This window comes from Streptomyces sp. NPDC046727, from assembly GCF_040645635.1.
GTDB lineage: Bacteria > Actinomycetota > Actinomycetes > Streptomycetales > Streptomycetaceae > Streptomyces.
Genome location: NZ_JBEYYR010000035.1, coordinates 39018 through 53757, shown reverse-complemented (window position 1 = coordinate 53757; position 14740 = coordinate 39018). Strand labels below are relative to the sequence as shown.

Annotated in this window: 11 protein-coding genes; 1 reads left to right on the top strand and 10 read right to left on the bottom strand. The window is 72.2% G+C overall.

Features of this window, described 5'->3' with window-relative positions; all coding sequences use genetic code 11:
* Positions 1-56 precede the first annotated feature (56 nt).
* From hemW to lepA, 4 genes are all read right to left on the bottom strand, one after another.
* Complete coding sequence (hemW, locus tag ABZ937_RS33015; protein ID WP_361697191.1) at positions 57-1289, bottom strand: radical SAM family heme chaperone HemW; 1233 nt, start codon at positions 1287-1289, stop codon at positions 57-59.
* A gap of 27 nt (positions 1290-1316) precedes the next feature.
* On the bottom strand, positions 1317-3134 hold the full coding sequence (locus ABZ937_RS33010; protein WP_361697189.1) for a SpoIIE family protein phosphatase: 1818 nt from the start codon (positions 3132-3134) through the stop codon (positions 1317-1319).
* A gap of 172 nt (positions 3135-3306) precedes the next feature.
* Positions 3307-5181 carry an AMP-dependent synthetase/ligase gene (locus ABZ937_RS33005; RefSeq protein ID WP_361697187.1) on the bottom strand — a complete coding sequence of 625 codons (1875 nt, stop codon included), beginning with the start codon at positions 5179-5181 and terminating at the stop codon, positions 3307-3309.
* 259 nt (positions 5182-5440) lie between these two features.
* Positions 5441-7315 carry a translation elongation factor 4 gene (gene lepA, locus ABZ937_RS33000; RefSeq protein WP_361697185.1) on the bottom strand — a complete coding sequence of 625 codons (1875 nt, stop codon included), beginning with the start codon at positions 7313-7315 and terminating at the stop codon, positions 5441-5443.
* 225 nt (positions 7316-7540) lie between these two features.
* Here lepA and rpsT point away from each other — a divergent pair, with 225 nt between their 5' ends.
* Positions 7541-7807 (top strand): 30S ribosomal protein S20, encoded by a 267-nt coding sequence (gene rpsT, locus ABZ937_RS32995; protein ID WP_067006864.1) that lies wholly within the window; start codon positions 7541-7543, stop codon positions 7805-7807.
* Between the two features lie 188 nt (positions 7808-7995).
* On the opposite strand, the gene ABZ937_RS32990 is transcribed toward rpsT, so the two are convergent.
* The 6 genes from ABZ937_RS32990 to ABZ937_RS32965 form a co-directional block, all read right to left on the bottom strand.
* Positions 7996-8391, bottom strand: coding sequence for a nuclear transport factor 2 family protein (locus ABZ937_RS32990; protein WP_361697183.1), 396 nt, complete (start codon positions 8389-8391; stop codon positions 7996-7998).
* Positions 8392-8474: 83 nt separating this feature from the next.
* Entirely contained in the window at positions 8475-9464 is a 990-nt protein-coding gene (gene holA, locus ABZ937_RS32985) for a DNA polymerase III subunit delta (RefSeq protein ID WP_361697181.1), read from the bottom strand.
* 87 nt (positions 9465-9551) lie between these two features.
* Positions 9552-9797 (bottom strand): hypothetical protein, encoded by a 246-nt coding sequence (locus ABZ937_RS32980; RefSeq protein WP_361697179.1) that lies wholly within the window; start codon positions 9795-9797, stop codon positions 9552-9554.
* Positions 9798-9898: 101 nt separating this feature from the next.
* Entirely contained in the window at positions 9899-10717 is an 819-nt protein-coding gene (locus ABZ937_RS32975; protein WP_361697177.1) for an arylamine N-acetyltransferase, read from the bottom strand.
* An 88-nt stretch (positions 10718-10805) separates the two neighbouring features.
* Complete coding sequence (locus ABZ937_RS32970; protein ID WP_361697283.1) at positions 10806-13496, bottom strand: ComEC/Rec2 family competence protein; 2691 nt, start codon at positions 13494-13496, stop codon at positions 10806-10808.
* 107 nt (positions 13497-13603) lie between these two features.
* Positions 13604-14713, bottom strand: a complete 1110-nt coding sequence (locus tag ABZ937_RS32965) for a ComEA family DNA-binding protein (protein WP_361697175.1) — start codon at positions 14711-14713, stop codon at positions 13604-13606.
* Positions 14714-14740: the final 27 nt, after the last annotated feature.

Here is a 14740-nt window from a genome sequence, read left to right as displayed (position 1 = left end):
ACGAATCAGGTTAGGTACCGAACCGACGTTCCGCACCGATTCACTCGCCGGAGTGATCAGTCCACCAGGTCCCGCACCACCGCGTCCGCCAGCAGCCGTCCCCGCAGCGTCAGCACGGCCCGCCCCTCCTCGTACGGCCCTTCCTGGAGCAGCCCGTCCGTCAGCGCCCGGCGCGACGCCGCCAGCCCCTCCTCCTTCAGCAGGGACAGCGGCACCCCCTCCCGCAGCCGCAGTTCCAGCAGGATCCGCTCCACCCGCCGGTCCTCGTCGGACAGCAGCTCGCGGCCCGCGCCCGGGGACTTCCCCGACGCCAGCGCCGCCGCGTACGCGCCCGGGTGCTTCACGTTCCACCAGCGCACCCCGCCCACGTGCGAGTGCGCCCCGGGACCCGCGCCCCACCAGTCGGCGCCGCGCCAGTACAGCTCGTTGTGCAGGCAGCGGCCCGCCTCGGAGGTGGCCCAGTTGGAGACCTCGTACCAGTCGAAGCCCGCCGCGCCCAGCATCTCCTCGGCGATCAGGTACCGGTCGGCGTGGACGTCGTCGTCGGTCATCGGGATCTCGCCCCGGCGGATGCGGCGGGCGAGCTGGGTGCCCTCCTCCACTATGAGCGCGTAGGCGCTGACGTGGTCGGGGCCGGCGCCGAGGGCCGCCTCCAGGGACGCCCGCCAGTCGTCGTCGCTCTCCCCCGGCGTGCCGTAGATCAGGTCCAGGTTGACGTGCTCGAAGCCCGCCGCCCGCGCCTCCGCGACGCAACGCTCGGGGCGGCCGGGAGTGTGGGTGCGGTCCAGGATCCTCAGCACATGCTGCCTGGCGCTCTGCATGCCGAAGGAGATCCGGTTGAAGCCGCCCTCGCGGAGCGTGGCGAGGTACGCGGGGTCGACGGACTCCGGGTTCGCCTCCGTGGTGATCTCCGCGTCCGGGGCGAGCCCGAACTCGTCGCGGATCGCCCCCAGCATCCGTACGAGATCGTCCGCGGCCAGCAGCGTCGGCGTACCGCCCCCGACGAAGACCGTACGGACCTCGCGCGGGTCGTCGCCCAGCACCTTCCGCGCCAGCCGGATCTCGTCGGCCAGCGTGTCCGCGTAGTTGTCCCTGGAGGCGAGCACTCCGCCGGTGCCGCGCAGCTCGGTCGCGGTGTAGGTGTTGAAGTCGCAGTAGCCGCAGCGGGTGGCGCAGTACGGGACGTGCAGGTAGAAGCCGAGCGGGCGGGCGGTGGCCCCGGCGAGCGCGGACGCGGGCAGCGCGCCGTCGGCGGGGACGGGCTCGCCGTCGGGGAGTGCGGAAGGCATGCCTTCCATTGTCCAGCACCGGGGGCGTTACTCCGCCTGGAGCACCAGCAGGGCCAGATCGTCCTCGGGCAGGCCGCCGCCGAAGTCGTGGACCAGGCGGCGGATCCTTTCCGCGATCAGCTCGGCGCTGAGCCCGGCGCAGCCGGACAGGGCGTGGGCGAGCCCGTCGCCGTCGTCGAACTGGCGGGAGCCGGAGCGCCGCTCGGTCACCCCGTCGGTGACGCACAGCAGGCTGTCGCCGGGCCGCAGCTCCAGCGTCTCGCTGGTGTACGTCTCGTCCTCCACGACGCCGAGGAGGGTCTGCGGGCGGGCCGCGGTGCGCACGGTGCCGTCGGGGGCGAGGACCAGCGGCAGCGGGTGGCCGGCGGAGGCGAGGGTGCAGCGGACGCCGCCCTCGTGGGGGGTCAGCTCGCCGTAGAGGAGGGAGAGGAAGCGGGTCTGCGGGTCCGCGGAGGCCAGGGGGCGGCCGCCGGCCGCGACCAGGGCGCGGGCGGCGGCGTCGGCGGCCTCGGTGGCGTCGTCCAGGAGGAGCTGGTTGAGGCGGTCCAGGACGTCGGCGACCCGGTAGCCCTCACGGGCGAGCAGGCGCAGCCAGGGGCGGGCGAGGCCGATGACCACGGCCGCCTCCGGGCCCTTGCCCTGGACGTCGCCGACGGCGAAGCACCAGCGGCCGTCGCCCGCCGGGAACAGGTCGTAGAAGTCACCGCTGGGGCCGCCCTTGTCGCAGGGCTCGTAGACGAGCGCGCTGCGCATGCCGGGGATCTCGGCGACCGCGCCGGGCAGCAGGCCGCGCTGCAGGACGGCGCTGATGGTGGCCTGACGGGCGTACTGGCGGGCCGCGCCGATGGCCAGGGCGACCCGTCTGCTGAGGTCCTCCACCAGGCCGGTGACCTCGTCCGGAAAGCCCCCGGGGGCGCACCGGCCGATGACCAGCGTGCCGAGCGGCCGGCCGCCCGCGATCAGCCGGTACGACAGCGCCGTCCCGTCGGCGCCCTGCGGGCCGAGCGCGTGGCCGGGCCAGGGGTAGGGCTCGGGCCCGGAGCGCAGTCCGTCCGGCGGGCAGGGCGGCTCCTTCTCCAGGGCGCACCGCAGCTCCTCGATGCGGGTCTCGCTGGCGTGCCAGACCCGGGCGGGGCCGCCGCCGTCGCCACCCCGCACGGACGCCTCGTCCTCCAGCCAGATCGCGCACCAGTCGGCGAGCCGGGGCACGATCAGCTGGCCGGTGAGCGCGGCGACCAGGTTCTCGTCCAGCTGTCCGGCGAGCAGGTCGGATGCCTCGGCGAGGAAGGACAGGGCGCCCCGGCCGAGCCAGTCCCGGTCGCCCGCGGCGCGGTGCGGCTGCGGGGCGAGGTCCTCGGCGACCTCCAGGGCGGGGTCCGCGGCGGGGCCGTCGAGGGCCTCGCTGCCGCCCGGGGGCAGCCGCGCCCACACGGTCTTGGCGCCGGGGCGGTAGGTGACCCCCCAGGACTCGGCGAGCGTGGCGACGAGGCGCAGGCCGCGCCCGTACTCGGGGGTCTCGTACGGCCCCTCGCCGTTCAGGGCGTCCCGCGGGGCGCGGGAGGGGTGCTGGTCGCGCACCTCGACCACGAGCGCGCCGGTCTCCTCCAGCCGCCAGTCGACCTGCACATCGGTGCCGGCGTGCACGACGGCGTTGGTGACCAGCTCGCTCACCACGGCCATGGCGTCGTCGGCCAGCCGGGCCGAGACCCCGGGCACCTTGTCCAGCGCGGCCCGCAGCAGCGCGCGGGCCGAGCCCGGGGCGAGGGGACTCCCGGGCAGCATGGCCTGGCCCTGGGTCTCGCCGGGCTGGGTCGCGCTCTCCCGCTGCGTCGGTATGGCCGCCATGGCGCCAGAGTGACAGACCGAGGGCACTTATAAGCGGTGAGTCACGGAAGTGGGCAGAAGAGAGAACCTTTCGAGCACCGGCGAGCAGGAAAAGGGGCGCGGGGAACTGCGCGACAAGCCACAGGCAACCCGCGGCCGCCGGCACTCCCCCAGCCGCCCCTCCGAAACCGCGCTAGCCCTCCCGTGTCCCGGCGTACATCTCCTCGATGAGGTGCTTGTACTCACGCTCCACCACGGGCCGCTTCAGCTTCAGGCTCGGGGTGATCTCGCCGTGCTCCACATCGAGGTCCCGCGGCAGCAGCCGGAACTTCTTGATGGTCTGCCAGCGCTGGAGCCCGGCGTTGAGCTGCCGCACGTACCCGTCGACCATCTCGACCGTCTGCGGGGCGGCGACGATCTCGGCGTACGGCCTGCCCTCCAGGCCGTTCTCCTTGGCCCACTCCTGGATCGCGAGTTCGTCCAGGGCGATGAGGGCGGTGCAGTAGTTCCGGTCGGCGCCGTGCACGAGGATGTTGGACACGTACGGGCACACCGCCTTGAACTGGCCCTCGACCTCGGCCGGCGCGACGTACTTGCCGCCGGAGGTCTTGATGAGGTCCTTCTTGCGGTCGGTGATGCGCAGATAGCCGTCGGGGGACAGCTCGCCGATGTCCCCGGTGTGGAACCAGCCGTCGCTCTCCAGCACCTCGGCGGTCTTCTCGGGCTGCTGGTGGTAGCCCTCCATGACGCCGGGGCCGCGCAGCAGGATCTCGCCGTCGTCGGCGATGCGCACCTCGGTGCCGGGCAGCGGCTTGCCGACGGTGCCGGTGCGGTAGGCCTCGCCGGGGTTGACGAAGGAGGCCGCGGAGGTCTCGGTGAGGCCGTAGCCCTCCAGGATGTGGATGCCGGCGCCGGAGAAGAAGTAGCCGATCTCCGGGGCGAGCGCGGAGGCGCCGGAGACGCAGGCGCGCAGCCGGCCGCCGAAGGCCTCGCGGAGCTTGCCGTAGACGAGGGTGTCGGCGACCTTGTGCTTGGCGGCGAGCCCGAACGGCACCGAGGCGGTGCCGGTGCGCCGGAAGTTGTCCTGGCTCGCCTTGGCGTACTCGCGGGCGACCTCGGAGGCCCACTGGAAGATCTTGTACTTCGCCCCGCCGCCCTCGCGGGCCTTGGCCGCGACGCCGTTGTAGACCTTCTCGAAGATGCGGGGCACGGCCGCCATGTACGTCGGCTGCACCACCGGCAGATTCTCGATGATCTTGTCGACCCGGCCGTCCACGGCGGTGACGTGCCCGACCTCGATCTGCCCCGAGGTGAGCACCTTGCCGAAGACGTGCGCCAGCGGCAGCCACAGGTACTGCACGTCCTCGCCGCTGATCAGCCCGGTCGCGGCGATCGCCTTCGCCATGTACGACCAGTTGTCGTGCGGGAGCCTGACCCCCTTGGGGCGGCCGGTGGTGCCGGAGGTGTAGATGAGGGTGGCGAGCTGGCCCTTGGTGATCGCGCCGACCCGCTCCTTGATCAGCTGCGGGTGCTGCTCCAGATAGGCCGCACCACGCCGCTCCAGCTCGGCGAGGGTGATCACCCAGTCGCCGGACTCGACACCGGCCGGGTCGATCACCACGACCTTGGTCAGTTCGGGCAGTTCGTCGCGCTTCTCCACGGCCTTGGCGAGCTGGGCCGCGTCCTCGGCGATCAGCACCCGGCTCTCGGAGTCGGAGAGGATGAACGCGGACTCGTCGGCATTGGTCTGCGGATAGACGGTGGTGGTGGCACCGCCGGCGCACATGATGCCGAGGTCGGCGAGGATCCACTCCACGCGGGTGGAGGAGGCGAGCGCCACCCGCTGCTCGGGCTGGATGCCCAGCTCGATGAGCCCGGCCGCGATCGCGTACACCCGCTCGGCCGCCTGGGCCCAGCTGAGCGACTTCCAGTCGTCGGGGCCCTGGCCCGCTGCTGGTGGAACCGGGTAGCGGTAGGCCTCGCCCTCCGGTGTGGCCGCCACGCGCTCCAGGAAGAGGGCCGCCACGGACGGCGGACGGTTCTCGATCAGGGTCTGTGTGTCGCTCACGACATCCTCCGGGGCCCGCGACAGTGCGGCTGACTCGGTGCGGCTGGGTTAACTCACGGTGGGGATTCAGGCTGTTGTTTAACTCGCGAGTAACTATCGAGCAGGGATCAGGGTAAGGGGCGACCGCCCGCTGCGTAAGGGGCTTCGGCCTGTCACTTTCCACGCAGAGCGACACTACGCACGCGTAGGGCCCGCCACGCTTTCGCACGACGGGCCCCCGCATGCCCGGTTTGCGGACGTCGCCGGTTGTTACCCCCGGTTACTTCTTGCCCTTGCCCGACCCCGCGCTGTCATCGCTGGAGAGGACGGCGATGAAGGCTTCCTGCGGAACCTCCACGGAACCCACCATCTTCATCCGCTTCTTGCCTTCCTTCTGCTTCTCCAGCAGCTTGCGCTTACGGGAGATGTCACCGCCGTAGCACTTGGCGAGGACGTCCTTGCGGATGGCGCGGATGGTCTCGCGGGCGATCACCCGGGAGCCGATGGCGGCCTGGACCGGCACCTCGAAGGCCTGGCGCGGGATCAGCTCCTTGAGCTTGGCGACGAGCCGTACGCCGTACGCGTACGCCTGGTCCTTGTGGGTGATCGCCGAGAAGGCGTCCACCTTGTCGCCGTGCAGCAGGATGTCGACCTTGACCAGGGAGCTGGTCTGCTCGCCCGTGGGCTCGTAGTCCAGGGACGCGTAGCCGCGGGTCTTGGACTTCAGCTGGTCGAAGAAGTCGAAGACGATCTCCGCGAGCGGCAGGGTGTAGCGGATCTCGACCCGGTCCTCGGAGAGGTAGTCCATGCCGAGCAGGGTGCCGCGCCGGGTCTGGCACAGCTCCATGATCGAGCCGATGAACTCGGTCGGCGCCAGGATCGTGGCGCGCACGACCGGCTCGTACACCTCGTTGATCTTGCCCTCGGGGAACTCACTCGGGTTGGTGACGGTGTGCTCGCTGCCGTCCTCCATGACCACGCGGTAGACCACGTTGGGCGCGGTGGCGATCAGGTCGAGGCCGAACTCGCGCTCCAGTCGCTCCCGGATCACGTCTAGGTGGAGCAGGCCGAGGAAGCCGACGCGGAAGCCGAAGCCGAGGGCCGCGGAGGTCTCCGGCTCGTAGACCAGCGCGGCGTCGTTGAGCTGCAGCTTGTCCAGGGCCTCGCGCAGCTCCGGGTAGTCGGAGCCGTCCAACGGATACAGACCGGAGAAGACCATCGGCTTCGGGTCCTTGTAGCCGCCGAGCGCCTCCGTGGCGCCCTTGGCCTGGCTGGTGACCGTGTCACCCACCTTGGACTGCCGGACGTCCTTCACACCGGTGATGAGGTACCCCACCTCACCGACGCCGAGGCCGTCCGCCGGCAGCATCTCCGGCGAGTTGACGCCGATCTCCAGCAGCTCGTGCGTGGCGCCCGTCGACATCATCCTGATGCGCTCGCGCTTGTTGAGCTGGCCGTCGATGACACGGACGTACGTCACGACACCGCGGTAGGAGTCGTAGACCGAGTCGAAGATCATCGCGCGGGCGGGTGCGTCGGCGACCCCGACCGGCGCCGGGATCTCCTTGACGACCTTGTTCAGCAGCGCGTCCACGCCGAGACCGGTCTTCGCGGAGACCTTGAGCACGTCCTCCGGGTCACAGCCGACCAGGTTCGCCAGCTCCTCGGCGAACTTCTCCGGCTGCGCGGCCGGCAGGTCGATCTTGTTCAGCACCGGGATGATCGTGAGGTCGTTCTCCATCGCCAGGTACAGGTTGGCGAGGGTCTGCGCCTCGATGCCCTGGGCGGCGTCGACCAGGAGGATGGTCCCCTCGCAGGCGGCCAGCGACCGCGAGACCTCATACGTGAAGTCGACGTGCCCCGGGGTGTCGATCATGTTGAGGATGTGGGTCGTGCCCTGGTCGGGGCCCTCGGTCGGGGCCCAGGGCAGACGCACCGCCTGGGACTTGATCGTGATGCCGCGCTCGCGCTCGATGTCCATCCGGTCGAGGTACTGAGCACGCATCTGCCGCTGCTCGACCACACCGGTCAGCTGGAGCATCCGGTCGGCGAGCGTGGACTTGCCGTGGTCGATGTGCGCGATGATGCAGAAATTGCGGATCAGAGCCGGGGCGGTACGGCTCGGCTCGGGCACATGGTTAGGGGTCGCGGGCACGCAGGGTCCTGTCTCTTGAGGCGCCTTATGCCTCGGGTCGGATCGTTACGTAGTCTCCATGGTCCCACGGGCAGGGACCGGGGGCCGTTTTGGGCCGTCCGGAGGGCCACTGGTACTGTAGATGGCTGTGCCTCATGCCCTCTCAGCGCGAGGCACGACAGGAAATTTTGGATCACCGGTACGGGACCCGAGCGGCCCCGCACCAGAACCTGAAAAGGCTCCTTCGTGGCGAACATCAAGTCCCAGATCAAGCGGATCAAGACCAACGAGAAGGCTCGGCTGCGCAACAAGGCCGTCAAGTCCTCCCTGAAGACCGCGATCCGCAAGGCCCGTGAGGCCGCTGCCGCGGGTGACGTCGAGAAGGCCACCGAGCTGCAGCGCGCTGCCGCGCGTGCGCTCGACAAGGCCGTCTCGAAGGGCGTCATCCACAAGAACCAGGCCGCCAACAAGAAGTCGGCGCTTGCTTCCAAGGTCACGTCCCTCAAGGGCTGAACTCCTTTCTGATCTGACCGCCGGAAGGACCCAGAGCGGGCCCTCTCTCATCCGTTCCCGTCCGGCACCCACGAGCCTGTTCGCGGCCTGCGTTCGCCACGCGGGAACGGGCTCACCAGCTTGATCCGAAGGCCTCGGTACCTCTCCTTCCCCAAGGCAGGTACCGGGGCCTTCGGCATGCGCCCGGCTCAGCCCCAGAACCTGTCCCGCTCGTCGATGTCCTCGACGCACTCGTCGAGGTCCGTGATCTTGTCTCCCACGATCCGGAAGACCAGGCAGCCGTCCCCGTGGAACCGCCTGCCCTCGCGCTCCGCGGTGACGCGGTGCAGGGCCACGGCGTGCCCCCGGCCGTCGACATACACGCTGCGCAGATCGACACGGAAGCTGCCGCCGGTCTCCTGGAAGATCCGGTGGTACATGCCGATGACCGCGTGCTGGCCCTTGAAGTCGCCGGCCAGCGAGTGGCTGCCGGGCACGTGGTGGGTGACGTCCGCCGTCATCAGTGCCCGCAGGGCGTCCATGTCGGAGCGGAGGAAGGCCTCGTAGCCCCTGCGGACGAGGGTCGCGTGCGGGTGCTCAGCCATGATGATCGCCACCTTCCCGGTGCGTCGGCGATGTACGGCTGACACGTACGATTCTCCTCGCCGGCGACCGCCGGTCGACCGGATCAGCCGCGGCCTCTGGACCGCGCGGCCCGGGCGATCGTCACGACCGCCTTCTCCAGCGCGTACTCGGGATCGTCACCGCCGCCCTTCACTCCCGCGTCCGCCTCGGCGACCGCTCTGAGCGCCACCGCGACCCCGTCCGGCGTCCAGCCCCGCATCTGCTGCCGCACCCGGTCGATCTTCCACGGCGGCATGCCCAGCTCACGCGCCAGATCGGCGGGCCGGCCGCCCCGGGCCGAGGACAGCTTCCCGATCGCCCGCACGCCCTGCGCCAGCGCACTGGTGATCATCACCGGCGCCACGCCCGTCGCCAGCGACCATCTGAGCGCCTCCAGCGCCTCCGCCGTACGCCCCTCCACGGCCCGGTCGGCGACCGTGAAGCTCGACGCCTCGGCGCGCCCGGTGTAGTACCGCCCGACGACCGCCTCGTCGATCGTCCCTTCCACGTCGGCGACCAACTGCGAGACCGCCGAGGCCAGCTCCCGCAGATCGCTCCCGATGGCGTCGCAGAGCGCCTGGCAGGCCTCGGGGGTGGCCGACCGCCCGAACGAGCGGAACTCGCCCCGCACGAAGGCCAGCCGGTCCGCCGGCTTGGTCATCTTCGGGCAGGCCACCTCCCGCGCCCCCGCCTTGCGCGCGGCGTCCAGCAGCCCCTTGCCCTTGGCGCCGCCGGCATGCAGCAGCACGAGCGTGATCTCCTCGGCGGGCGAGCCGAGGTACGCCTTCACGTCCTTGATCGTGTCGGCGGACAGGTCCTGCGCGTTGCGTACGACCACGACCTTGCGCTCGGCGAAGAGCGACGGGCTGGTCAGCTCGGCGAGGGTGCCGGGCTGCAGCTGGTCCGGGGTCAGGTCACGTACGTCCGTGTCGGCGTCGGCGGCCTTGGCGGCGGCCACCACCTCCTGCACGGCACGGTCGAGCAGGAGGTCCTCCTGGCCCACGGCAAGGGTCACCGGGGCGAGAGGGTCGTCATTCGCAGTCTTCCTGGCCATCACTCAAAGCATCCCACGCGGCACTGACAACCAAGCGGCCCCGGCACCCTGACCGGTCCCGGAGCCAACCCCGAGTCCGCCTCGGGGTCACGGCTCCTCGCGCCAGCCGTCCCACTCCCCCGCGAACGCGTCCAGGTCGGCGGGGTCGAGCCGCTCGTGCTCGTCCCGCAGGACCACCAGCCACTGGGCGTCCTCGGCATCGTCCTCGCCGGCCAGCGCGTCCCGGACGAGCCGGGGCTCCTCGTCGATCCCGAACCGCTCCCCGAGCGCCTCGGCCGCCTCCTCGGCGGCGTCGCGGTCGGGCAGCACCAGCACGTGTCTCACATCGCTCACGGGTCCATTCTCCGGCACCGGGGACCGGGCGAAGGGCCAGGTCGGGGCGGGCGTGAGACGGCGGGCGCAGATCTATTCGGTCATGCCGGGACCGACCCTCATCAGCCCTTCCTGTCAGGGTTTCGCACAGTCGGCACACTGCTCAACTCGATCCCGAAACACTCCCGGTAGACCTTCAGCACCTCCTCGTCCGTCTCCAGCTCCCGCGTCTCCTTCGCGCCGTCCCCGGTGGTCGTCTTCAGCTTCCGGCCGCTGAGCGTGATCCGTCCTCCGTCCTCGGTGACCCGGGAGCAGACCAGCGACTGGGTGAAGTGCGACAGCGGCGACGTGCTGTGCCACCAGGCGCCGGCCGCGAAGTCCCCGAGCGCCCTGGCGCGGGTCTCCAGCCGGTACTGCGGCTTGCCGCCCTGCAGGACGTCCAGGTCCCCGGCGCCCTGCCCGGCCGGATCCGGTCCGGCCTCCACCACCTGGAACCTGCCGGCGGGATCGTCCTGCTCCCCGCGTTCCGCATAGGCCAACGGACAGTGGCTGTGCGCCCCGAACCCGACGTCGGCGAGCCAGGTGTCCCCGTCCGCCGTCCGCACCCGCAGCGCGAGATGGTCGTAAGGGATCCCGAGCCGCCCTTCCTCGTTGTACACGCGCCCCGCGAGCAGCTCCACCTCGTAGCCGAGGGCGGCGAGCAACGTGCCGAACGCGCCGTTCAGTTCGTAACAGAATCCGCCCCTCCGCGCCTCGGTCACCTTGTCCAGCAACCGCGTCTCGTCCAGCACGATCTCCTCTCCGAGATGGACCGACAGGTTCTCGAAGGGGACGGTCCGCAGATGGCGCAGGTGCAGCTCGCGCAGCGCCTCGCTGGTGGGCTTCTGGGGGCGTGTGATCCCGAGTCGGCGGAGATAGGCGTCGACCTGTGCTGATGTCATGGGCCCAGTCTGGGCGTCCGCCGGGATTCACGCTCTCGGTATACGCGGTCAGGCGTCGCGTCGACACCTGGGCTCCCGGTGCACGTGGCTAGTCCTCTCTCGTCACCCGCAGTTCCGCGTTCTTCTCTCCTGTCCCGCTGACCGCGAGCGACCCGTCCCGGTCGGTGCGCAGGACCACCGCGCCTCCGGTCCGCAGCGCGGCCACCGTCGCCGGCGCCGGGTGGCCATAGGGGTTGCCGGCACCGGCGGAGACAAGCGCCACCCGGGGTGCCGCGAGGCGTATCAGCTCCGGATCCTGATAGGCCGAGCCGTGATGGGCCACCTTCAGTACGTCCACTCCGGCCAGCTCGGCCACCGCTGGAGACCGCAACAACGCCTGCTGGGCCGGCGGTTCAAGATCTCCGAGCAACAGCAGCCGCAGCCCGCCCGTGCGCACGAGCAGCGCGACACTGGCATCGTTCGGCCCCTCCGGCTCGAAGGGGCCGCCAGGCCGGACCGGGAGCATCCGCGTGCCGGAGGGCGGCGCTGTGCCGGAGGACGGCAGCGTGCTGGTGGACGGCAGCGTGCCGGCGGATGGCAGCGTGCCGGAGCCGTTGGGCGGCTGTGTGCTCTGTGGCGGGGGCCACAGGACTCGCCAGCTGAGTGGTCCGGTGCGCCGTTCCTCTCCCGCGACGGCCGTCGTGACCGGGATGTGCCGTTCGGCCGCCGCTCTTCGGACGAACTCCGCCTGGTCCGCCGGTTCCGCGAACCCCGTGGTCTCGATGGCGGCCACCGAGCGGCCCCGCAGGACGCCGGGGAGGCCCGCGACATGGTCGGCGTGGAAGTGGGTGAGGACCAGGAGGGGGATGCGGGTGATGCCCAGCCTCCGCAGGCACTGGTCGACCAACGCCGGATCAGGTCCGGCGTCCACGACCACCCCGGCCCCCTCGCCCGCCGCCAGCACGGTCGCGTCGCCCTGCCCGACATCGCACATCGCGAACCGCCAGCCCGGCGGCGGCCAGCCCGTGATCACCCGGGTCAGCGGGGCCGGCCGCATCACCAGCAGCACGATCAACACCCCGAGCAGCCCGCACCATCCCGGGTGCCGCAGCAGCCTCCGGCCGGCCAGGACCACGGCCACGGTGACTGCCGCGAGCGCCAGCGCCCCCGGCCAGCTCCCCGGCCAGTCGACTCCCGCACCGGGCAGCGCCGCACCGGCCCGGGCGACCCCGGCGATCCACCCGGACGGCCAACTCGCGCACCAGGCCAGCCCTTTGGCCAACGGCATCGCAACCGGCGCAGTCGCGAGCGCCGCGAACCCCAGCACCGTGGCCGGTGCCACCGCCATCTCGGCCAGCAGGTTGCACGGCACCGCCACCAGGCTCACCCGGGCCGACAGCACCGCCACGACCGGCGCGCACACCACCTGCGCGGCGGCTGCCGCCGCCAGCGCCTCGGCGAGCCGTGGGGGAACCCGGCGGCGCCGCAGCGCCTCGCTCCAGCCCGGCGCCAGCACCAGCAGGGCGCCGGTGGCCAGCACGGACAGCAGGAAGCCGAAACTGCGGGCCAGCCACGGGTCGTACAGCACGAGCAGCAGCACGGCCGTGGCCAGCGCCGGGACCAGGGATCTGCGGCGTCCGGTGGCCAGGGCGAGCAGCGCGACCGCGCCGCAGGCGGCGGCCCGCAGAACGCTGGGGTCGGGACGGCAGACGACCACGAAGCCCAGCGTCAGCGCTCCCGCGAGCAGGGCCGTCGCCCGCAGCGAGAGCCCCAGGCGTGGGGCCAGGCCACGGCGCTCGGCCCGTTGGGCCAGGCCGGGCGGCCCGATGAGCAACGCGAGCAGGACGGTGAGATTGCTGCCGGAGACGGCGAGCGTGTGCGCCAGGTCCGTCTCCTCGAAGGCGTGGTCCAGCTCGGGTGTGATCCGTGAGGTGTCTCCGACGACCAGCCCGGGAAGCAGCGCCCGCGCGTCTCCCGACAGGTCTTCGGTCGCTTCCCGCAGCCCGGCTCTGAGCCGCCCCGCCAGCCGTTGCGGCCCGTTCGGCCTCGCCGCGATCCGTGGCTGCGGCCAGTCGCGCACGCGCAGCACGGCCGCGGTCCGGTCGCCACCCGCCATGGCGGGCGCCAGCCGTCCGGCCACCCGTAGCCGAGTGGACGGCAGCAGCCCGAGCCAGCCGGCTCGCCCATCCTGTCTCCGCCTTTCGGCGCCCGCGGTCAGCGGCTCCGGACTCCGGTTCCCCGGTGCGCTCCCCTCCGGTGCCGGGACCTCCATGTCGACGATCATCAGCACGGGCGTCCGGGTCCGCACACGCCTTCCGTCGGGCTCCTCGACGTTCCGCAGCTCGGCCCGCGCCAGCACCGCCACGGGCGCCGCGTGGTCACCGCGCACCCGTGGCCTGCTCAGCCAGGGATCGCCGCTCAGCTCGACCTCGGCGGTCACGGTCGCGAACCGCCGGGCCAGGTCGGGCACCGGCCCGCGCCGCACGTCGGCCCCGTGCAGCCCGGCGGAGACGGCCCCGGCGGCGACACAGAGCAGCACCGCGGCGACGGCGGAACGCGCCCAGCCGAATCGACCGCCCACCCACCCGGCTCGCTCCGCACGTCCGGCTGTTGCCGCTCTCCTGGCCGTCGGCACCTGTCCCTCTCGCCCGGCCCGCCCCGGTCGCCGCACCGACAGCAGGAGAACCCCGCCGACCAGGCAGACGACGGCCGTCCAGGCGGTCCACGCCGGCGGTGCGTCCAGGGTCAGAGCCGCCGTGGCCCAGGCCGCGAGCGCGGGCGGCACCAGGCGCAGGTCCATGGGGCCGCTCCGCTCGGCCTGCGCGGTGCCGTCCTGCGCGGTGCCGTCCTGCGCGGTCCCGTCCTGCTCGGGCTCGGAGCGCGAGGAGACCTCGTCGAGGGCGCGGCTCATGGCCGTACCAGCTCGCGCAGATCGGTGAACCGGCGATCACCGATGCCATTGACCTCGCGCAGTTCGTCCACCGAGCGGAAACCGCCGTGCTGGGTGCGGTAGTCGATGATGTGCTGGGCCAGCACCGGACCGACGCCGGGCAGGGTGTCGAGCTGGTCCGCGGTGGCGGTGTTGAGGGAGACCGGCGCCGCCGGGCCCGGGCCGGCGGGACCGGAGAGCGGGCCGGCTGCCGGGCCGGGCGGAGCGGCGGCGCCGGCGGGGGTGCCGACGACGACCTGTTCGCCGTCGACCAGGAAGCGGGCGCGGTTGAGTCCTTCCGTGCTCACGCCCGGCCGGACCCCGCCCGCCGCTCGCAGCGCGTCGGCCACCCGGGCACCGGCCGGCAGCCGCCGGATCCCCGGCTTGCGGACCTTGCCGCTGACGTCCACGACGATCTCCGCGCCGGGTGTCGCCGATGGACTCACGGCCGCCGCGGCCGTGGCTCCCTCACTCTTCTTGGTGAAGGGCCCCTGCGCACGCACCACCTGAGGAGCGCTCACGGACTGGGGCCGACCCGCCCAGAAGTGCTGTACGGCGAACACGGCGGCGGCCACGAGCACCACGGCGAGCGCCACGACACCCCGCCGCTCCACTCCGTACCGCACCTGCAGCCACACCGGCATCCGCTCCCGCAGCGCCAGCCCGGCCCGCTCCCGCCAGTCCGGGGCTGCCGGTTCCTGCGGTTCCTGCGATTCCTGCGATTCCTGCGGTTCCTGCGGTTCCTGCGGTTCCGACAGCTCCGTGGTCACCGCCCTCGCAGCACTCAGGCCAGGCGCCGAGCCCGTGCCCGCTGCCGTCGGCGTCGCCGTGTTCGCCGCCCCGTCCAGGCCCGGCGGGGCGTTCCCCGATTCGCGCCACTGCACGGCCCGTTCGCCGAAGAGGACTTCCGCTCGGCGGCGCAGTTCCTCCGCGGGCGCGGGCTGGGGTGGGCGGTGGCGGGCGCGCCGGCGTTCGGCGGCGCGGGTGTGGTCAGTTGTGCGGCGGTGGCGGATGCGACCGTCGGAGGCGGGGCCACGGCCTGGGCCGCTGGTCGGAGTTGCTGTGCGCGAGCGAGATCGAAGTGCCATGCGACGAGGATGGGGCATTCCCGTGCA